The 20,353-nt window shown below is 63.2% G+C and carries 16 protein-coding genes; 4 read left to right on the top strand and 12 right to left on the bottom strand.

What is annotated here, in order from left to right:
• Positions 1–165: 165 nt before the first annotated feature.
• From EV286_RS22765 to EV286_RS22780, 4 genes are all read left to right on the top strand, one after another.
• Positions 166–1,149, top strand: a complete 984-nt coding sequence (locus EV286_RS22765; RefSeq protein ID WP_132959432.1) for a tripartite tricarboxylate transporter substrate binding protein BugD — start codon at positions 166–168, stop codon at positions 1,147–1,149.
• A 228-nt stretch (positions 1,150–1,377) separates the two neighbouring features.
• Positions 1,378–1,839: a tripartite tricarboxylate transporter TctB family protein gene (locus tag EV286_RS22770; RefSeq protein WP_132959433.1), complete on the top strand. Its 462-nt coding sequence runs from the start codon at positions 1,378–1,380 to the stop codon at positions 1,837–1,839.
• Positions 1,840–1,848: 9 nt separating this feature from the next.
• Positions 1,849–3,354, top strand: coding sequence for a tripartite tricarboxylate transporter permease (locus EV286_RS22775; protein WP_132959434.1), 1,506 nt, complete (start codon positions 1,849–1,851; stop codon positions 3,352–3,354).
• Positions 3,355–3,529: 175 nt separating this feature from the next.
• Positions 3,530–4,705 carry a M20 aminoacylase family protein gene (locus EV286_RS22780; RefSeq protein WP_132959435.1) on the top strand — a complete coding sequence of 392 codons (1,176 nt, stop codon included), beginning with the start codon at positions 3,530–3,532 and terminating at the stop codon, positions 4,703–4,705.
• Here the strand turns inward: EV286_RS22780 and EV286_RS22785 are convergent.
• The 12 genes from EV286_RS22785 to EV286_RS22840 form a co-directional block, all read right to left on the bottom strand.
• Positions 4,702–6,486, bottom strand: a complete 1,785-nt coding sequence (locus tag EV286_RS22785; protein ID WP_132959488.1) for an adenine deaminase — start codon at positions 6,484–6,486, stop codon at positions 4,702–4,704. The genes EV286_RS22780 and EV286_RS22785 overlap by 4 nt on opposite strands.
• Positions 6,486–7,406 carry a nucleoside hydrolase gene (locus EV286_RS22790; RefSeq protein ID WP_132959436.1) on the bottom strand — a complete coding sequence of 307 codons (921 nt, stop codon included), beginning with the start codon at positions 7,404–7,406 and terminating at the stop codon, positions 6,486–6,488. The genes EV286_RS22785 and EV286_RS22790 overlap by 1 nt, the downstream gene beginning before the upstream one ends.
• A 4-nt stretch (positions 7,407–7,410) precedes the next feature.
• On the bottom strand, positions 7,411–8,439 hold the full coding sequence (locus tag EV286_RS22795) for an ABC transporter ATP-binding protein (RefSeq protein WP_132959437.1): 1,029 nt from the start codon (positions 8,437–8,439) through the stop codon (positions 7,411–7,413).
• On the bottom strand, positions 8,432–9,211 hold the full coding sequence (locus EV286_RS22800; RefSeq protein ID WP_132959438.1) for an ABC transporter permease: 780 nt from the start codon (positions 9,209–9,211) through the stop codon (positions 8,432–8,434). Before EV286_RS22800 ends, EV286_RS22795 begins: the two co-directional genes overlap by 8 nt.
• A complete protein-coding gene (locus EV286_RS22805) occupies positions 9,208–10,035 on the bottom strand; it encodes an ABC transporter permease (RefSeq protein ID WP_132959439.1) in 828 nt (275 codons plus the stop codon). Before EV286_RS22805 ends, EV286_RS22800 begins: the two co-directional genes overlap by 4 nt.
• A gap of 87 nt (positions 10,036–10,122) precedes the next feature.
• Positions 10,123–11,145: an ABC transporter substrate-binding protein gene (locus EV286_RS22810; RefSeq protein ID WP_132959440.1), complete on the bottom strand. Its 1,023-nt coding sequence runs from the start codon at positions 11,143–11,145 to the stop codon at positions 10,123–10,125.
• Positions 11,142–12,218, bottom strand: a complete 1,077-nt coding sequence (locus tag EV286_RS22815; protein ID WP_132959441.1) for a LacI family DNA-binding transcriptional regulator — start codon at positions 12,216–12,218, stop codon at positions 11,142–11,144. Before EV286_RS22815 ends, EV286_RS22810 begins: the two co-directional genes overlap by 4 nt.
• Before the next feature lie 275 nt (positions 12,219–12,493).
• A complete protein-coding gene (locus tag EV286_RS22820; RefSeq protein ID WP_132959442.1) occupies positions 12,494–13,915 on the bottom strand; it encodes an efflux transporter outer membrane subunit in 1,422 nt (473 codons plus the stop codon).
• Between the two features lie 153 nt (positions 13,916–14,068).
• Positions 14,069–17,161 carry an efflux RND transporter permease subunit gene (locus EV286_RS22825; RefSeq protein WP_132959443.1) on the bottom strand — a complete coding sequence of 1,031 codons (3,093 nt, stop codon included), beginning with the start codon at positions 17,159–17,161 and terminating at the stop codon, positions 14,069–14,071.
• Positions 17,162–17,213: 52 nt separating this feature from the next.
• Positions 17,214–18,437: an efflux RND transporter periplasmic adaptor subunit gene (locus EV286_RS22830; RefSeq protein WP_132959444.1), complete on the bottom strand. Its 1,224-nt coding sequence runs from the start codon at positions 18,435–18,437 to the stop codon at positions 17,214–17,216.
• 212 nt (positions 18,438–18,649) lie between these two features.
• Positions 18,650–19,252, bottom strand: a complete 603-nt coding sequence (locus EV286_RS22835) for a TetR family transcriptional regulator (RefSeq protein ID WP_132959445.1) — start codon at positions 19,250–19,252, stop codon at positions 18,650–18,652.
• A gap of 138 nt (positions 19,253–19,390) precedes the next feature.
• Positions 19,391–20,341: a phosphoribosylaminoimidazolesuccinocarboxamide synthase gene (locus tag EV286_RS22840; RefSeq protein ID WP_132959489.1), complete on the bottom strand. Its 951-nt coding sequence runs from the start codon at positions 20,339–20,341 to the stop codon at positions 19,391–19,393.
• Positions 20,342–20,353: the final 12 nt, after the last annotated feature.

A 20,353-nucleotide genomic window follows, 5' to 3' on the forward strand; every position in this document is an offset into this window, starting at 1 on the left:
TTGTTTCCAATTCGACCCATGCTGCGCCGCACAGGTCGAAATTGGGCGCCGCATTTCCCTGATCGAGATTGCGGGCTTCATTTGCAGGGCAGCAAATGGGCCGTCCTGGGGGCCGGCGTGGAGGATGCGCCGGCGGGATACGGATTTTGTCAGGGAGGACAAAAGATGAAAATTCTGAAGGCCATGCTCGGCATGACCGCGGCCGTTGCAGTCTCGCTTTTCGCCAATGCCAGCTCGGCACAAACCTATCCCGAGCGGACGATCACCATGGTCGTACCGTTTGCTGCGGGCGGACCGACGGATACGGTCGCGCGTCTCGTTGCTGAATCCATGTCGAAGGATCTCGGCCAGCAGATCGTGGTGGAAAATGTCGGCGGTGCGGGCGGTACGCTCGGCGCCGGTCGTGTTGCATCCGCCGATGCCGATGGCTACACGATCCTGCTTCACCATATCGGCATGGCGACGAGCGCCACGCTCTACCGCAAGCTCGCCTACGACACCCTGAACGACTTCGACTATGTCGGCCTCGTCACCGACGTTCCCATGACGATCGTCGCGCGCAAGGACTTTGGGCCGACCGACCTGAAGAGCCTCGTGGAATATGTGAAGGCGAATAGCGACAAGGTGACGGTTGCCAATGCCGGCATCGGCGCTGCCTCGCATCTCTGCGGCATGATGTTCATGAGCGCCATCCAGACACCGCTGACGACGGTCCCCTACAAGGGCACCGGTCCGGCGATGACCGACCTTCTAGGCGGCCAGGTCGACATCATGTGCGACCAGACGACCAACACGACGAAGCAGATCCAGGGCGGCACGATCAAGGCCTATGCCGTGACCTCGCCGCAGCGTCTCGACGTGCTGAAGGACATACCGACCGCGGAAGAAGCAGGGTTGCCGGGCTTCCAGGTGGGCATCTGGCACGGCATCTACGTGCCGAAGGGCACGCCGGCTGAGGTTACCGACCGCCTGTCGAAGTCGCTGCAGGTCGCGCTCAAGGACCCGAACGTCGCCGCACGCTTCGCCGAGCTCGGCACGGTTCCGTCCTCGGATGCCGACGCAACGCCTGCCGCGCTTAAGGCCAAGCTCGAAGGCGAGATCGTGCGCTGGAAGCCGATCATCGAGGCCGCTGGCGAATATGCGGACTGATCTTGCGATCGGTTGACGGAGGGGGCGTTCGCTGCCCCCTCTGCGCCCTCTCCCTGAGCGGCGAGGGATGTGCCGGTTTATTCGCTCCGCGCGCTTGCGCGCCAGCTGCGCCCGTCGGGTGTAGGATGGCGGCGCCGGCCGTCTCCTGTTCTGCGAGGCGAATGCGGCGGAGTGGATGAGAGGCATTGTTTCAGCGGAACGCGAACCATTTCCAATTCAGGAGACAGCATGAAATCCGTTTCCTTCGATACGACCAACGCGCTCTGCGGAGCGCTTCTTACGGGCACTGGCCTGTTCTTCGGCTTTCAGTCGCTCAGCCTTGAGACCGGCACCGCCCTGCGCATGGGCCCGGGATATTTTCCACTGGTGCTGTCCGCGGTGCTCGCGCTGCTCGGTCTCGTCATTCTCGTCCAGTCGTTCCGCGTGGAGGGCGAGCCGATCGGGCCGATTGCCTGGCGCGGCGCGCTGTTCATCCTGCCGGCACCGATCTTCTTCGGCCTTACGGTGCGCGGCCTCGGCTTCGTGCCGTCGATCTTCCTGACAGCGCTGATCGCCTGCTTCGCCTCGCAAAGAATGGGAGTGCTGCCGGCGCTCCTCCTTTCCGTGCTGCTCACGATCTTCTCGGTCGCGGTCTTCAGTTATGGCCTCGGCCTGCCTTTCGAGCGCTTCGGCCCGTGGACCAGGTTCTAGGAGCGCGCCATGGATCTCTTTTCAAACCTCGCTCTCGGCTTTGCCACCGCCGCATCGCCAGCCAACCTGCTCTTCTGCCTGATCGGCGTGCTTCTCGGTACGCTGATCGGCGTCCTGCCCGGCATCGGCGCGACGGCGACCATCGCGATGCTGCTGCCGATCACGTTTCAGCTGGAGCCGGTCTCGTCGCTGATCATGCTCGCCGGCATCTACTACGGCGCCCAGTACGGCGGTTCGACGACCGCAATTCTCATCAACATGCCGGGCGAATCATCCTCGGCGGTGACGGCGATCGACGGCTACCAGATGGCCCGCAAGGGGAGGGCGGGCGCAGCACTTGCGATCGCGGCGCTCGGTTCCTTCTTCGCAGGCACGGTCTCGACATTCCTCGTCGCCGTCTTTGCCCCGCCGCTCACCAGCATCGCGCTGCAATTCGGTGCGGCCGAATATTTCTCGCTGATGATCGTCGGCCTCGTCTCGTCGATCGCGCTCGCGCATGGATCGATCGTCAAGGCGCTTGCGATGGTGGCGCTCGGCCTGCTGCTCGGCCTTGTCGGTACCGATATCTACACCGGCACGCCGCGCTTCACGCTCGGCATCAGGGAATATGCAGACGGCCTGAATTTCGTGGCGCTGGCGGTCGGCGTCTTCGGCATCGCCGAGATCCTGCGCAATCTCGAGGGCGAGAAGACACGCACGATCCTCATGTCGAAAGTGACAGGGCTCCTGCCGTCGCGCGCGGAATTCAAGGAGATGATCGCGCCGGTCATCCGGGGCACGGCCATCGGCTCGGCACTCGGCATATTGCCGGGCGGCGGGGCGATCCTTGCGTCATTCGCGTCCTACACGGTCGAAAAACGCGTCTCAAAGAAGCCGGATGAATTCGGCAAGGGTGCCGTGGCGGGCGTTGCCGGCCCGGAATCGGCCAACAATGCCGGTGCGCAGACCTCGTTCATTCCGCTCCTGACGCTTGGCATTCCAGCCAATCCGGTGATGGCGCTGATGGTCGGGGCAATGATCATCCAGGGCATCGTTCCTGGCCCGAACGTTGCGACGGAGCAGCCGGCGCTCTTCTGGGGCATCATCGCCTCGATGTGGATCGGCAACCTGATGCTCGTCGTGCTGAACCTGCCGCTCATCGGGCTGTGGGTGAAGCTGCTGACAGTGCCTTACTATGTGCTCTTCCCGATCATCATGGCCTTCTGCTCGATCGGGGTCTACAGCGTCAATTCCAACGTCTACGACCTCTATGCGGTCGCCTTCTTCGGACTGATCGGCTACCTGCTCGCCAAGCTGCGCTGCGAGCCGGCGCCGCTGCTGCTCGGCTTCGTGCTCGGGCCGCTGCTGGAGGAAAACCTGCGGCGTGCGATGATCCTCTCGCGCGGCGATCCGACGACCTTTGTGACGCGACCGATCAGTGCCACGCTTCTCGCCATTGCGCTGGCGGTGCTTATCATCGTCTTCCTGCCGAGCGTGAAGGCGAAGCGCGAGGAGGTCTTCGTCGAGGAGGGCTAGAAATCCTTCAACGGCTTTCCTTGCGGAGCAGCACCTAACGCAACGTGCGTTGACGAATCCGTGAAAGGTCAAGCCTCAACAAGGGGTTGCGCTTGCCGCCCGTTTGTTGAAAAAGAGAATCTTTGGAGGCGGGCACCGTTCGGTGCCCGTTTCGCATCACAGGATATCCAGGCCCATGAGCATCCCCGCCCGGATCAAGCAAGATCTGCCTTTTCTCACCTCCCTGCGCCGTGACCTGCACGCCCATCCCGAGCTCGGCTTCGAGGAAGAGCGCACCAGCGGCATCGTCGCCAAGCTTCTCGAAGAGGCGGGCATTGCCGTCCACCGTGGCCTAGGCGGCACCGGCGTCGTCGGTACGCTTAAGGTCGGGAACGGCAGCCGGACGATCGGCCTGCGGGCGGACATGGACGCGCTTGCCATGCCGGAGGTGGCCGATCGTCCCTACAAGTCGACGGTGCCCGGAAAGATGCATGCCTGCGGACATGACGGTCATACCGCCATGCTGATCGGCGCGGCGCGCCATCTCGCCGCCACGCGCGGCTTTTCCGGAACCGTGCATTTCATCTTCCAGCCGGCCGAGGAGGGAAGGGGTGGCGCAAGACGCATGGTCGAGGATGGTCTCTTCGAACTCTTCCGCTGCGATGCGGTCTACGGGCTACACAACATGCCGGGGCTCGCAGTCGACGAGCTTGCCGTCGTGGAGGGGCCACAGCTCGCCTCTTCGGACAGCTGGCGCCTGACCTTCCGCGGCACGGGCACGCACGGCGCCAAGCCGCATCTCGGCCGCGATCCGATCACGGCGGCCGGCACGTTCCTTTCATCGCTGCAGACCATCGTCGGGCGTGTGGTCGATCCGCTGCAGCCGGCGGTCGTCAGCGCCTGTTCGTTGCGGGCGGGCGATCCCAAGGCATTGAATGTCATTCCCGATGTGGTCGAGATCGGCGGCACGGCACGAGCCTATTCGCCCGACGTGCGTGACCAGCTCGAAGGGGAGATCGGGCGGCTTGCCAAGGGAACCGCGGCAATGTTCGGGATCGAGGCTCAGTACGAATTTGAACGTCGAATCCCTCCCGTCGTAAACGATTCCGGCAGCACGGGACGGGCACTTGCGGCGGCGACTGCGGTGTTCGGCGAGAGGGTGCGGACGAGCTTTCCGCCTTCGACGGCAGGCGACGACTTCGCCTTCCTCGCGCAGAAGGCGCCGGGCTGTTACGTCTGGCTCGGCAACGGACCTGCCGTCGACGGCGCGCTGCACCACAACACCGCCTATGACTTCAACGACGAAGCACTCGGCTATGGTGCCGCCTATTGGGTGGCGCTGGTCGAACGCGAGCTCGTGCCGGAAGCCTAGAGGGCTTCCAGTACCGGGCTTTCCAGGACTCTTCCGGTCAGGACGTCGGCGATGCCGCGGTCGGTCTGGTGCGGGCCGACATTGCAGGCGAGGGTGGCGCCGAAACAGGCCTTGAAGACGAGATAGGGCGGCTGCCAGTCAACGATTGCATCCATTGCCTTGCGGATCGAGCGGAAGGTAGTCGCCGTGTCCTTCAGCGATGCCTCGGTGACGAGACCCGACAGCGGCAGCGGGAGAATGGCGTCGATCCAGCCGTTCGATGCCACGGCCATGCCGCCGCCGGCGGCGATGACGGCGTTGGCTGCAAGCGTCATGTCGCGCACGTTGCCGCCGAAGACGGTGAGGTTGTGGCTGTCATGGGAAAGGGTAGTGCAGAAGGCGCCGCGCCACTTGCCCCAGCCGGTCAGGAAGCCGATCCGCGGCCGGCTGTCCGCCTTGCCGTGGCGATGGGCGACAGCGATCATCGTCGTGCCTTCCGGCGGCTCCACGAAGCCGTCCACGACTTCGGCCTCCATCTCGCCCCAACGGGTAAAGCGGGGGCGGTCGATGGTCGCTATCCGCACGCGGCCCTTCTCTGCCGGGACGCGGAAGTCATCTTCCGATAGCGGCTGCAGCTTGACGGAATCCCTGAGTGGGGTGGCGTCGAGGCGCGGCAGGGCAGCCTGCATCGCTCCATCTCGAGCAGCGGTTCGACCGTTGACCAGCACGCGGCGGGCACGAAAATCCTCCAGGTCTTCGAGGAGGACGATATCGGCGCGGCGGCCGGCAGCAACCAGACCGAGGTCGTTGCGGCCGAGCCGCTGGGCCGCGTTCAGCGTCGCGGCCCTGAGCGCCCATTCGGGCCGCAGGCCGTAACGCACGAGGCGGCGCACGACATCGTCCAGGCCACCGTTATCGTGGAGATCGTCGGGAAAGACGTCGTCGGTGCAGAGGGTGACCGTCTGCGGCAGATGGCCGAGCTCGTTCAGTACCTTGACGAAATCCGGCAGGAGGTGGTCGTGCGAGCCGCGAAGCTCGATCGTCATGCCGGCGGAGAGTTTCGCCATCAGGTCGGCGCCCGAGGTCAGCTCGTGGTCGGAGGTGATGCCGGCTGCCATGAAGGCGTTGAGGTCGGCACCGGAAAGCCCGCGGGCATGGCCGCAAAGGAGCTTGCCCGAAGCGAGGCCGGCGCTCACGATCGCCGCCATGCGAGGGTTGCCGGCGATGACGCCCTGCATGTCCATGATCTCGGCAACGCCGCCGACCGATCGCCAGCGCAGCATCTCCGCCATCGCGTCTGCATCGAAATCGGCGCCGGCGAGTTCCAGCCTGGGGGCGGAGGGGACGCAGGAGGGCGCAAGCAGGATCATGCGCAGCGGCAGGGAATCGGCCGCCTCCGCCGCCCATCGGACTCCGTCCAACCCGTGGACGTTGCCGAACTCGTGGGGATCCCAGACGACGGTGGTAACCCCGCGCGGCAGGACAGTCGCGACATATTCCGCCGGCGTCGCCATCGAGCTTTCCACATGCATGTGCGTGTCGATGAAGCCGGGCACGATATAGGCGCCATCGGCATCGATCGTCTCCGCCGCGTCGCTGCGGCCGCCGGGCGCGTGCACGCTTGCAATCAGGGCCCCGACAAGACCGATGTCCGCAGTCCTGATTTGCCCGGTGACCATATCGACCAGCCGGCCGCCGGTGATGAGGGTATCGAAGGCCCGGTCGCCGCGGGCAGCGGCGACGGCGTCGGCACGCAGCGCAGGATCGTTGATGTCGGCCGGTTCGGCCGGGCGGGAGGTCATCATCGGCGGGCTTCTTTCGTGAGTGCACCGAGAATGATGGAGCGAGCCCGATCGACATCGATGTCTGCTGCGTAATGTGCGTTGAAGGTCGCGTGCGTGGCGCGGGTTTCGACGACGGTGCGGCCGCGGGTGAGGCGTCCGTCGAGTTCCACATCGATTCGCGCTGCGCGGAAGGTGACTGCATCGGCCGCGACAAAGGCCACCGCCGCCGTCGGGTCGTATATTGCCATGGCCGGACGGCCGCGGCTGGTTCCGATCGCGACATAGCCGGCGAGAAGATCGGCCAGCAATTCCGCATTGGCGCCGCCAGCCTGCCGCAGCGGTTCGACATCGGCGGGCGTGGCGAGGACCTTGCGGCAGATATCGAGGTCGACCATGCGCAGCGGCAGGCCATGCGCCAGAACGATCGCAAGCGCGTCGGGGTCGGCATAGGCATTGAACTCCGCCGAGGCGGTGTGGTTACCGATGGTGACGCCGCCGCCCATCCAGGTCAGCTCGGTGATGCGGGCGGCGAGATCCGGCCTTGCGAGAGCGAGAGCCGCAATGTTGGTGAGCGGCCCGAGCGCCAGGATGCGGTGCGGTCCGTCGGCCTCCAGCCATTTGCAGAGTGCCGTGAAGGCATCGCCCATTGGCGGCTCCGGTGCGGCCGGCAGAGTCCTGCCCGCCGTCGGAATACCGTCGTCGCCGAGAATGGCCTGCGCCGTCTCGATTTCGCCGAGGACTGCGCGAGCCCGGCCGGCATGGAGGGGCATGGTCCAGCCGAACGCCTGCGCCGCGCGCGCGGCATTCGTCCTCACCTGCGGCAGCGGCGTATTGCCGAAGACGAGCGAGATGCCGTCGATATCGAGACCCGCATGCGCCACCACCAGAATGGCGGCGATGTCATCGAAACCCATGTCCGTGTCGATCCAGATACCCATGATCTTATCCGTAGCGCGAGAGCGATGCTGCGCCGGCGACGGGCAGATCGAAATTCAGGGTGCTGCCCATGGCATGGGCGGGGAGGGTTGCGTCGACCTCGGCCTTGATGGCACCGAGAGGTGTATCGAGCAGGTATTCGCGGGTGTTCCCGGCAAAGGACATGCCGCGCACGGTGCCACGGAAAGGACCAGAACCAAGGCTTACCGCACGCGGCCGCCAGGCCAGACCCGCAGCGTTGCGAGGCGCCGCGCCCACGAGTTCAACCGTGCCGTCGGCAGTTTTCAGTTTGCCGTCCCGAAGCTCGAAGACGTTCTCGAAACCCACGAAATCCGCAACGAAGGCGGAAACCGGGCGGTTGTAGATGTCCTCCGGCGTGCCGATCTGCTCGATCCCGCCGTTGAGCATGACGACGATGCGGTCTGCGAGCGCCAGCGCCTCAACCTGGTCGTGGGTGACGAAGATCATGGTAACGCCGGTCTCTTTCTGCACGCGCTGCAATTCGGCGCGCATCTCGAGGCGAAGCCGCGCGTCGAGGTTGGAAAGCGGTTCGTCGAGCAGCAGCACCTTCGGTTCCATGACCATGGAGCGGGCGAGCGCCACACGCTGCTGCTGGCCGCCGGAAAGCTCGGCTGGCTTGCGGCCGGCAAAATTGGAGAGCCCGACGGATTTCAGCCCGCCGTTGACCTTGGCCTCCAGGTCGCGTCCGCCCATGCCCTTGAGCCGCAGGCCGAAGGCGACGTTTTCGAAGACCGTCAGATGCGGGAAGAGAGCGTAGGACTGGAAGACGAGACCGACGGCGCGCTTGTTGGCTGAGACGCGGGTTATGTCCGCTCCATCGAGATTGATGCGGCCGGATGTCGGCGTGAGCAGGCCGGCGATTGCCCGCATGGTCGTCGTCTTGCCGCAGCCCGAAGGGCCGAGGAGGGCGACGAGTTCGCCCCTTCCGATAGAGAGATCGAGGTCGCGGACGGCAACCGTCTGGCCATAGGACAGGGTCAGTTTGTCGAGACGGAGATAGGAGGCATCAGACATAGCGGGAAAGTCCCAGGAAGCGCTCGGCAAGGAAGACGATGCCGATGGAAAGAAAGGCGAGCAGCGCGGAGAGCGCGGCGATGGAGGGGTCGTAGGTCGTCTCCATGTATCCCAGCATGTCGACAGGGAGCGTCCGGATGCCGGGGCCGGAGAGGAAGAGGGAGACCGGCACCTGGTTGAAGCTGGTGACGAAGCCGAGGATGAAGGCGGCGAGAATGCCGCCGCGGATGTTCGGCATGACCACCCGGAAGAAGGCGCCGACGCGCGAGGAGCCGAGAAGGACCGCCGCTTCCTCGATATCGGAGCGCAGGTTGCCGAGGCTCGCCGAGACGACGCGCACGGCATAGGGCAGGACCAGCGCCGTATGGGCCAGGAAGAGCGCGAGGGTGATGTTGAAGCCGAGCGGGATCACGAGATAGCGCAGGAGGGCCAGGCCGACGATGATGCCGGGAACGATGATCGGCAGCGAGACGATCGTGCGCACAGTCTCGGCGAACGGCAACTTGTAGCGCGACAACGCGTATGAAGCGGGTACGCCGAGCACGAGTGCGGCCAGCGTTCCGCCGATGGCGAGGAACATCGACATCACGAAGCTCTCGCGGAAGCTCTCGATGGTGAAGACCTTGGCGACCCAGCGCAGCGAAAAGCCCTGCGGCGGAAAGGCCAGGGTATCGCCGGCCGAAAGCGACGCCGCCACGATGATGAGGAATGGTCCGATCAGGAAGGCGATGACGAGGAAGAGGACGACAGGGGAGAAGATACGCGCGGTCATCGCTTGTTCCTCGCGGTTGCAAGTCGCTTGAGCAGGATGTTTGCGGCAAAGCTCATGACGATGAGGATGAAGGCGATGATGCTCGCCGAGACGAAGTCGTTGGCGACTGTCACCTGCTGGTAGAGCAGGGTCTCCAGCATCAGCACCTTCGAGCCGCCGAGGATCGCCGGCGTGATATAGGCGGTCAGCGAGCCGGTGAAGACGAGCGTGCCGCCGACGACGAGACCTTCCTTGGTGAGCGGCAGGATGACCTTCCAGAACACTTGGAACCAGTTTGCGCCGAGCACGCGTGCGGCCGGAATCGCATCCTTCGGCATGTTTTCCAATGCGCTGACCAGCGACAGGATCATCAGTGGCAGGAAGAGCTGCAGCAGGCCGATGAAGACGGCCGTCTCCGTGAAGAGCAGGCGAAGCGGCTCGGCGCTGAGACCCATGCCCGTGATCGCCTTGTTGATGATGCCGGTGCGGCCAAGGATGACGATCCAGGCATAGGTGCGGGCGACCGGCGAGATCATCAGAGGGAGAACCACGAGACCGATCATGCGTCCCTTGCCGCGGGGTGGCAGGTTGACGATCGCAAAGGCTGCAGCGTAGCCGATGATGGCTGAGACGGCCGTGACCTCGAGCCCGAGCCTGAAGGTGCGCAGGAAGACGGTGCGGTTCAGCTGCTCGGAGAAGAAGCCGACATAGGCCGAAAGGGTCCAGCCGCTGCCGGTGCGGAAGCCCTCCGACAACAGGACGACAACGGGTACGAGGAAGACGATGCAGGCAAAGATCGCCGCCGGCAGGGCGAGCGCCAAGGCTTCCGCGCGGTTCTGAAACATGAGCGCCCTTTCGGAGGCAATCGGGGTGAAAAGAGATGCGGAAGTTCCCGGCAGGGGCGCCGGGAACCGGAGCATTGCGGCCGGCTGTTACTGGCCGACGCTGGCGTTCCACTCCTTCAGCCAGACATCGCGATTATCGAGCGCCGTGGCGGAGGGAATGAGCTTCAGGCTCTTTGCGGTTTCCTCGCCATAGGTCAGGTTCTCGGCGATTTCCGGCGAGAGCTTCACGTCCTTGTTGGCGGGGCTGTCGACAAGCTTTTCGGCAAGCTTGGTCTGGACCTCCGTGGAGAGCCAGAAGTCCATGAACTGCAGCGCCAGATCCTGGTTCTTCGAGCCCTTCGTGAGGACCATCACGTTCATGCCGCCGGTCTGTCCCTCTTTCGGCGTCGCCCATGCGACGGGCACGTCGAGCTTGGTGAACCCGGCCCAGGAAAAGCGGCCGATCGGAGCAGCCCAGATTTCTTCCTGCTGCATCAGCTGCACGAGCTGCGAGGACTTCACGTAGAAGGTGACGATATCATCCTTGTACTTGCCGAGTTCCTCGATCGGGGCCTTGAGATCAGGCGTATTCTTGTCCAGAGCGAGGCCAAGCATATAGAGCGACGGCGGGCCCTGGTTGGTGGTGACGTTCGGCCAGGCGACGTGGCCCACATATTCGGGCTTCAGAAGGTCGGCCCAGGACTCGATCTTCATCTTGTCGGAGCGGTAGGCGATCGACGTCGCATAGAAGGTGTAGCCCACGCTCATGCCGTCGCCGTTCGGGTCCTTGGCGATGTCGTAGAGCTTGCCGAAGTTGGCGAGCTTGGAGGTATCAACCTTGTCGATCAGGCCGGCGCGGGAGGCGGCCAGAGCATCTGCCATCGAGACCGCAGCGAGATCGACGACCGGGCTTGCCTTGTTGGCTTCCATTTTGGCAAGGCGCTCGACGCTGTTGCCGGTCTCGACCACCAGCTTGCAGCCGCATTTTGCTTCGAAGGGATCGTAGACCAGCTCCTTGAAGTCATCCTGCGCGAAGGCATAGACGGAAATCGTGAGCGTCCGCTCCTGCGCCCAGGCGCCGGCGGCAGAGATTGCGACGAGACCGGCCGAAGCCAATAAGACCTTTTTCATTTGGCATGTTCTCCTTCTGCGAGGTTTGTATTGCCGGACGGCGCGCGCCCGGAGGATTGGCGGATTATGAGCTGCATCGGAACCTTCGACGTCGGCGCCGAGACGACATTGCCGTAGGTCTTCGCGGCGGGCCGAGCCGAGAGCACCATCGGTCTCTCGGCAATGGCATCCAGCAGCGCGGAAACGGCGATTTCAGCGATTGCCGTCGTGTCCATGCGCATGGTGGTAAGCGCGGGGGTGACGACGGGTGACCAGATGAGATCGTCGAAGCCGGTCACGCTGGCGCAATCGGGCACGCCTATGCCTGCCTGCTGCAGCTCCGTGAGAGCCCGCAGCGCCTGCAGATCCGACACGGCGGCGAAGGCGGTGAAACCCTGGCGAGCCTTTTCGGCAAGGCCAAGCGTGCAGCCTCTTCCACCATTCAACTCCACCTTCTCGGCCCAGATGACTTCCGCCTTCATATGGGGCGTCAGCGCGGACCGAATGCCGCCAACACGGTCGTTCTGAACGTTGGAATCCGGATTGTTGGCAAGGATAACGACCCGCTCGTGGCCGAGTGCGACCAGATGGTCGCCGATCTGGCGCCCCGCATGCCAATGGTCCGCGGCAACCGTGTTGCCCGGCGTGGAGGGGGAGTCGATAACGGCCACCGGGCAACCGATGTCGGCGATGCGCGTACCGCGCCTCGGAACGATCACCATGCCGTCCACATCGCGCTCGATGAGGCGGTTTATCGCCTCCATCTGCATGGCGGTATCCCCGCGCGAATCCGCAATCAGGACGCCATAGCCGGCCGCAGAGGCGGCAAACTCGATCGCCTGGGCGATATTCGGGAAGAGAGGATTGGCGATATCCGGCAGGACGAGACCCAGAACGCCGCTTCGCCCGGTGCGCAGCGCGCGGCCCGCCTGGCTTGGGACATAGCCGAGTTCCGCCGCCCGGGAGCGGATCTTTTCGGCCAGTTCAGCCGAGACGCGACCCTTGCCCGAAAGCGCGTTCGACACCGTCGCGACGGAGACGCCGAGCGAATTTGCGATCCTGCTGAGGTTGGGTCCGGAGCGGGCGAGAGCCATTAATCGAGAAATCTGCTTAATCGTTTAACCAGACGATTACAGCAGGACCCATGGCTTGTCGATTCGAAATTCCAGAGCAGGTAAAATATCGGTTGAAATACGTGGGGAGGGCACCGTCAGAGACGCGGATCGTTAAGGGGCTCAGCGAGCGCGCCTCGGCTGTCCAGCGCTGCTGAGGCAACCGAAAGCCACGAGAAAGCGGCGCCGCTGAGCCTCGCTCAAACGAAAAACGCCGCGACTGGCGCGGCGTTTTCCAAGGTCAGATGTGACTGATCTCAGTTCGTAAGCTTCTTCGCAGCCACAGCCGGCTTGGCCGGGTTGTAGCCGCCGCCGATCGCGATGTTCAGGTTCACGTAGTCGGTTGCCGTCTGCCCGATGGCCTGGGCGAGAGACGCCTGCGCGTCAGAAACCGAGCGCTGCGCATCGAGGACGTCGAGCAGCGAGGACGCGCCGTCCTTGTAGCTTGCGGTCGACAGTTCGAGTGCTTCCTGGGCAGACTTGACCGAAGCGCGCAGCGCATCGACCGTCTGTCCGTCACGCCGCAGCGCGGCGAGCGCATTCTGCACCTGCTCGATCGCCTGGAGGACCGTTTGCTTCCAGGCCAGATACTGCCCGCGTGCATTCGACTGGGCGATCTGGACGTTTGCACCCAGCAAGCCGCCGTCGAGGATCGGCAGGGAAAGCGTCGGACCGAAGGACCAGGTGGTCAGGCCGCCGTTGTTCGAGCTATGGATCACGGACGGCGTGATGTTGCCGCTCAGCGAAATGCTCGGATAAAGCTGCGCCTCGGCTACACCGATCTGCGCGGTCGCGGCGGCGAGCTGTCTTTCGGCAGCGCGGACGTCCGGACGATTGCGGATGACGTCGGCAGGAATACCGGCGTTGAACGGCACGCGCGCGACGGGCTGCGGAGCACCCTTCAGCATCTCGCCGAGAAGCGCGGGAGCAGGCAGGCCGAGCAGCGTCGCCATATGGTGGACCGAAGTGCGGAAGCTCGTCTCGAGCGCCGGAATTTCGGCAAGGGTCGTATCGACGAGGCCTTCGGCCTGGACGACGTCGAGTCGCGAGGCAGCGCCGGCTTCCAACTGGAACTGCGTCAGCTGCAGGGTTTCACGCCGCGATTTCAGGTCGGAGTTCGACAGCGCGATGCGCTCCTGGAAGGCACGAGCGTTGATATAGCTGATCGTAAGATCCGAGATGAACGCGAGCTTGGAGGCATCGGCCAAAGCGTTGGCCGCATCGAGCGAGGCAAGAGCGCTTTCCTTCGACCGTCGGAACTCGCCGAAGAAGTCGAGAAGCCAGGACAGGGATGCCTGTCCGGACGTCGAGTTCTCGGTATCAAACTGCGTACGCAGATTGCCGGCCTGGCCGCTGGTGGTGTTCGCGGCACCGGCAATGAGGCTCGGGAGGGCGCCGGCGCCCGCGACGGTCACGTTGGACGTCGCGGAGTTGATTCTTTCCAGAGCCTGCTGAACATCGAGGTTCTGATCGAGGCCCGCGTCAACGTAGGCGTTCAGCTTCCGATCGCCAAAGGCGGTCCACCAGGCAACGCTCGAGACGTCGGCGCCGACGCTTTTGGCTCCGCCTTCTGCATATTTTCCGGGAAGCGATATTTCGGGAGCCTTGTAGTCGGGACCGCTGACGCAGCCTGCTAGGAGCAGCAGCAAAGCGGGAGCAGCAATTCGAATAGACGCCATCAGTTAATCCTATATTCGCCAAATTTCATCGGGGCCGTCCCAGACTCAAAAGCCCAGGGCGATCAGCAGAAACTTGCAAAAATCACTGACCCCAAATCAGTAGCAGTGCGCGGCAATGTAGCAACGAGTCTGCTAACTGCCCAGTACCTTTTACTATTTCTGGCGGCCGAATACCCGCCGAATGATGACAAAAAACGATGGAACGAAGAAAATTCCGAGGAGTGTTGCAGAAAGCATACCACCCAGCACCCCGATGCCGATCGCATTCTGGGCTGCAGAGCCGGCGCCGGTTGCCACCGCAAGTGGCGCCACGCCGAGGATGAAGGCGAGTGAAGTCATGATGATCGGGCGCAGGCGCAGGCGCGCCGCCTCGAGCGTGGCTTCGATCGCGGTCATACCAGTAGAGGCGCGGTCCCTCGCGAATTCGACGATCAGAATCGCGTTCTTGGCCGCGAGGCCGATCGTGGTCAGAAGGCCGACCTTGAAGTAGACGTCGTTCGCCTGCCCGAAGAATGTTGCCGCCGCCAGAGCACCGAGAACGCCGACCGGAACGGCCATGATGACCGAGAACGGGATCGACCAGCTTTCATAGAGAGCGGCAAGGCAGAGGAAGACGACCAGAACCGAAATCGCATAGAGCACCGGCGCCTGCGATCCCGAGAGGCGTTCCTGGTAGGAGATGCCCTGCCATGCGACCGAATAACCGCCGCCCAGCTGATCGGTCAGCCGTTCCATCTCGATCATCGCGTCACCGGAGCTGACGCCAGGCGCTGCCGCGCCATCGAGAGGCACGGCGCTGGTGGCGTTGAAGCGGGCAAGCGACGGCGCACCCTTCACCCATTCGACGCGGGTGAAGGAGGAGAAGGGCACCATCTCTCCCTGAGTGTTGCGGACATACCAGTGGTCGAGATCCTCCGGCTGCATGCGATAGGGCGCGTCGCCCTGGACGTAGACAGGCTTGATCTCGCCGTTCAGGGTGAAGTCGTTGACGTCGCGGCCAGTGAAGATCGTCGAGAGCATGGAGTTGACCGCCGACAGGTCGACGCCCATCGCGCCGATCTTTTCCTGGTCGATCAGGATCTTCATCTGCGGCTCGACCTCCTTGTTGTTGCTGCGCAGAGCAACGATCTTGCCGCTGGAATTGCCCATCTGGATGAGCTGCTTGGACGCGGCCGTCAGCGCGTCGGTGCCGCGGCCTCCGCTATCGACGAGATACATCGAGAAGCCGCTGGAAACGCCGAGGCCCTGGATGGCCGGCGGCAGCAGCGCGAAGACCTGCGCCTCGCGAATCGTGAAGAAATAGCCGAGGGCGCGCGTGACCACCGACTGGGCATGCTGCTCGGGCTTCGTGCGCTCGGCAAAGTCCTTGAGCTTGACGAAGACGATGGCGCTGTTCTGGCCGGAACCGTTGAAGCCGAAGCCGAGGGCGCCGAACACCGACTGCACCGAATCCTTTTCCTTCGTCCGGAAATAGCCCTCGACCTTCTCGACGACAGCCTGCGTCTGCTGCGTCGTCGAACCCGGCGGAGTCGTGATGATCGTCAGGAGAACGCCCTGATCCTCCTGCGGAAGGAAGGAGCTCGGCAGCTTGTTGAACATGTAGGCGCAACCGCCGCCGACGAGCAGAAACACGATCATGACCCGCAGCGGCCGCTTCAGGAGATAGGCGATACTGCGGACATAGCCCTTCGTGGAGCGCTCGAAATTGCGGTTGAACCAGTCGGCCAGCCTGTTCTTGCGGTGCTGTTCGACCGGCTTCAGCATCGTGGCGCAGAGGGCCGGCGTCAGCACGACGGCGACGACGGCCGAAAGCAGCATGGCCGAGACGATCGTGATCGAGAACTGGCGATAGATGACGCCGGTGGAGCCGCCGAAGAAGGCCATCGGAATGAAGACGGCGGTGAGTACCAGCGCGATGCCGATGATGGCGCCGGTGATTTCGCCCATCGACTTCTCGGTCGCCTCAAGCGGGGAGAGCTTCTCCTGCGACATGATACGCTCGACGTTTTCGACGACGACGATCGCGTCGTCGACGAGAAGGCCGATCGCCAGGACCATCGCGAACATGGTCAGCGTATTGATGGAATAGCCCGTTATTGCGAGAACGCCGAAGGTGCCGAGGAGGACGACCGGAACCGCGATCGTCGGAATGAGGGTCGCCCGAAGGTTCTGGAGGAAGATCAGAAGGACGAAGAAGACGAGGACGATCGCTTCGATGAGTGTGTGGACGACCTTCTCGATCGACAGTTCCACGAAGGGCGTGGTGTCGTACGGGTAGGTGATCTGGACGCCTTCCGGCAAGCCCTTGGCAATGACGTCGAGTGCGCCACGGACGCGGGCGGCGGTGTCAATCGCGTTGGCTCCGGTCGCCAGATTGACGGCGAAACCGCTCGACGGCTGGCCATTATAGCGCGAGGCGCCGCCATAGCTTTCCTGGCCGATCTCGATACGCGCAACGTCGCGGAGCCTGACGGTGGAACCGTCCTTCTCGACCTTCAGGATGATCGCCTCGAAATCGGCGACCGTCGAAAGCTGGCTCTGGGCGGTGATCGTCAGGTTGAGCTGCTGGCCGGGTGTAACCGGCTGGGCGCCGAGCGAACCGACCGAAACCTGCGTGTTCTGCGCCTCGATGGCCGAGGTCACGTCACCGGAGGTCAGCTGGTATTTCTGCAGCTTGAACGGATCGAGCCAGACGCGCATGGCATAGCCGGAGCCGAAGGTATTGATGCTGCCGACGCCCTCTATGCGCTGGATCTGGTCTTCGATCGAGACCGACATGATGTTGCCGAGATCGACGGAGGTGCGCTTTCCGTCAGTGGAAACCAACGATCCGACGAGCAGAATGCTCGAGGTCGAGCGCGTCACGCGCACGCCGGCATCCTGCACGTCGTCGGGCAGCTGCGAGAGAACCAGCTGCAGCTTGTTCTGCACCTGGACCTGCGCGATGTCCGGATTGACGCTGTTGCCGAAAGTAAGCGAGATGCTGGCCGCGCCCGTCGATGACGTCGACGTCATGTATGTCAGGTCGTCGAGGCCCGTCATGCCGTCTTCGATGATGGTCGTCACCGACTTTTCCACCGTCTCGGCGCTCGCGCCACGATAGGTCGCGGTAATGCGGACGGTGGTCGGCGCGATGTCGGGATATTGAGAGATCGACAGCGTATAGATGCCAAGACAGCCGGCGAGCATGATCGTGATAGCAATGACCCATGCGAAAATGGGACGTCGGATGAAGAACTTGGCCATGCGGGAATTCCTGTGCGCCTGAAGCTTGCTGGGTGAGAGGCTCGCTGCCCGGTTACTGGGCGGCGGGCTGCACAGGCACGTCCGACTTGGCCTGATCCAGCGTCACGACTACGCCATTCTCATTGATGGTCATCTCCGTCGGCTTGACCGACATGCCGGGAGTGATCGACTGAAGGCCTGAGACGATCAACTGATCGCCATCCTTCACACCTTCGGTCACGAGCCAGGCATTGTTGGAGGAGGTGGAGGTCTTGAATGTCCGTGTCTCCACCTTGCCATCGGCCGAAACGAACTGGGCAATCAGATTTCCGCTCGCGTCGCGGCTGGAGGCCAGCTGTGGAATCGGAAAGCCGTTCTCTTCGCCGAGGAGCACGGTCGCGCGCACATACATGCCCGGCAGGATGAGATGATCCGGATTCGGGAAGACCACGCGAATGATGAAGGTGCCGGTTGTTTCGCTGACGGTCGTCTTCGACATGTCGACGGTGCCGCGCTGGTCGTATTCCCTGCCATCCTCGAGCGTGACGCGGATCGAGACGTTGTTGACGTTGCCCTTCAATTCGCCGGAGGCGAAGGCGTTGCGGAGCTTCAGGAGGTTTGTGCTCGACTCGGTGACCTCGATATAGATCGGATCCAGCTGGCGCACCGTGGTGAGCGCAGTCGTCTGGTTCGCCGTCACGACGTTGCCGACGTTGAATGCGGTCTGGTCGATAAGCCCGTCGAAGGGTGCCTTGATCTGCGAGTGGTCAAGGTCGATCTGGGCAGAGGAGAGGGAGGCCTTGGCGAGTTCTACATCCGCCTTGGCCTGCAGCAGCGTCACCTTGGCCGATTCAAATTCAATCTGGGTAGCGCCGCTGTTGACCAGGCGCTTGTAGCGGTCGAGGTTCGCTTCCGCACTCGGCACGCTTGCCTCTGCCTTCGCAAGGGTCGCCTGGGCCTGCGCAACGGCGGCGCGATAAGGTGCGTCATCGATCTGGTAGAGAAGATCGCCCTGCTTGACCTCACTGCCCTCCTTGAAGGCGATTTCCTTGATGATGCCGCTCACCTGCGGGCGGATATCCGCCGTCTGGTAGGCCGCGGCGCGGCCGGGCAGCACGGTTGTAACCGGCAGAACGGATTGCTTCAGGGTGATGACGCCGACTCCCGGCGCCTGCTGCGCCGCCTTGGCTCCGGCGCCTGCCCCCGCAGTCGCGCCGCCGCTCGAATTGTCACTGCAGGCCGCGAGGAGCGCCGCAGCAAGAAGAGCGGATGTTGCAAGAAGAGTGCGCCGTACCATGCAATGAATTCCCTGATAGGAAAGGCATCTGCCGGGCGGTTTCGCTTATTCCGACCAAGGCCGCCGCGAGATTATGATCTCCATACGGAGGGCTTGGCAAGTTCGCGTGCCTAAACGGCACAGGCCTAAAACAACGATTTGCCCGGGCCGAAATGCTTTCAACCCATATTTAAGAAAAGCTTTGTGAAGTGACGTAATGAAACAATCGTCACTTAGCAAGGATAATTTTGCAGTGCACAGTCCGTGAAGCTCACGATTTCGCGAGCGCGTAACAAGAGCGTTTCTCGCGTCTCACCAGCAATGATCACAGGATGTAGGACGCTGGCGAGCACATCCGTCACGATTGCTGCAGCGGCGACGGGGTCGGGGCAACGATAGCTGCCTTCGGCAGCGCCCCGTCGGATGATCGTGGTCAGCGCCTCTATGATCCTCTGGCGATAGCGCTGGCCGGCCTCGAGCTTCGATTGCACAGTCATAAGGACCATCTCGAAGATATAGGGGTTTTCCTGAATGTCCTGGAGATGGTTGTCGAGGAGGCGCAGCACGAAGTTGAGCAACTGCTCCTTGGCGGGCAGCGTTTCGGAAAAGGCGGTAAAGCGCTCCGCGTTCCGCTCCAGATGACGCTCGGCGATTGCATCGACCAGCGCGACCTTCGAATGGAAATGCTTGAAGACGTTCGCCGGCGACATGCGCAGGGCACCGGCGATGTCGGCAATCGAAACGGATACGAAGCCACGCTCCCTGAACAGCATTTCAGCCATCGAGAGAATGTCTTCTCGCGTTTCTTCGGCCTTCCGCCGCGGTCTGCGTGTCATTTATCAATCCCGGCAATGCCCGCAACGTCGTGCATCGCGCCCCGTTCCCCATCGACAAGGCTAGGTGCTGGCGCACCCAAAGTCGAGTGCGGAATGCGGGGACGGCCTCGAGATGGCATCAGGCGTTTTGCCCTCTGGTCAGGCGCTGGCGAAGAAGGGCTGCAGATTGCGCCGGACCCGCTCGATCGGCGTTTCGCCGTTGTCGTCGGGAACGAAGGGCTGTGCGGTAATCGCCTCATAGGCGCTGATATAGACCTTGGAAGTCTGCTCGATCAGGTCCGCCGGAATTTCCGGAATCGGGTCCTTGTAGGGATCGCAGCGTTCAGCAACCCAGGCACGGACGAAATCCTTGTCGAAGCTCGCGGGGCGTTTTCCACTCTCGAAGCTTGCCTGGTAGCTGTCGGCCAGCCAGTAGCGGCTGCTGTCCGGCGTATGTATCTCGTCGGCGAGAATGATGTTGCCCGCCGCGTCGGTGCCGAACTCGTATTTCGTATCGACGAGGATGAGGCCACGTTCGCGCGCAAGCGACTGACCGCGCGCAAAGAGAGCCAACGCATACTGGGAGAGCGTCTGCCACTGAGCCTTGGTAAGCAGGCCGCGCTCGACGATCTCGGCCGGCGTCAGCGGCTCGTCGTGGCCGCCGTCGAATTCCTTGCTGGTCGGCGTAATGATCGGCTCAGGCAAAATCTGATTGTCGCGCATGCCATCGGGCAGGCGGATGCCGTACATTTCGCGTTCGCCCTTCTTATAGAGCGTCAGGATGGATGTTCCCGTCGTGCCGGCCAGATAGCCGCGAACGACGATCTCCACCGGCAGGATGTCGAGACGCTTGCCCACCACGACATTCGGATCGGGATAGGAAAGCACGTGGTTCGGGCAGATGTCCTTCGTCGCCTCGAACCAGTAACGCGCCGTCTGGGTCAGGACCTGGCCCTTGTAGGGGATGCAGGTGAGGATCCGGTCAAAGGCGCTGAGGCGGTCGGTGCTGATGATGATGCGCCGGCCGTCCGGCAGGTCGTAATTCTCGCGCACCTTGCCCCGGTAGTAGTTGGGCAGTTCGGGAAAATGGGCTTCGGCCAGAATTCTCAAGTCGCTCACCAG

The sequence above is a fragment of the Rhizobium sp. BK251 genome, from assembly GCF_004345245.1.
Taxonomy (GTDB): Bacteria; Pseudomonadota; Alphaproteobacteria; order Rhizobiales; family Rhizobiaceae; genus Rhizobium.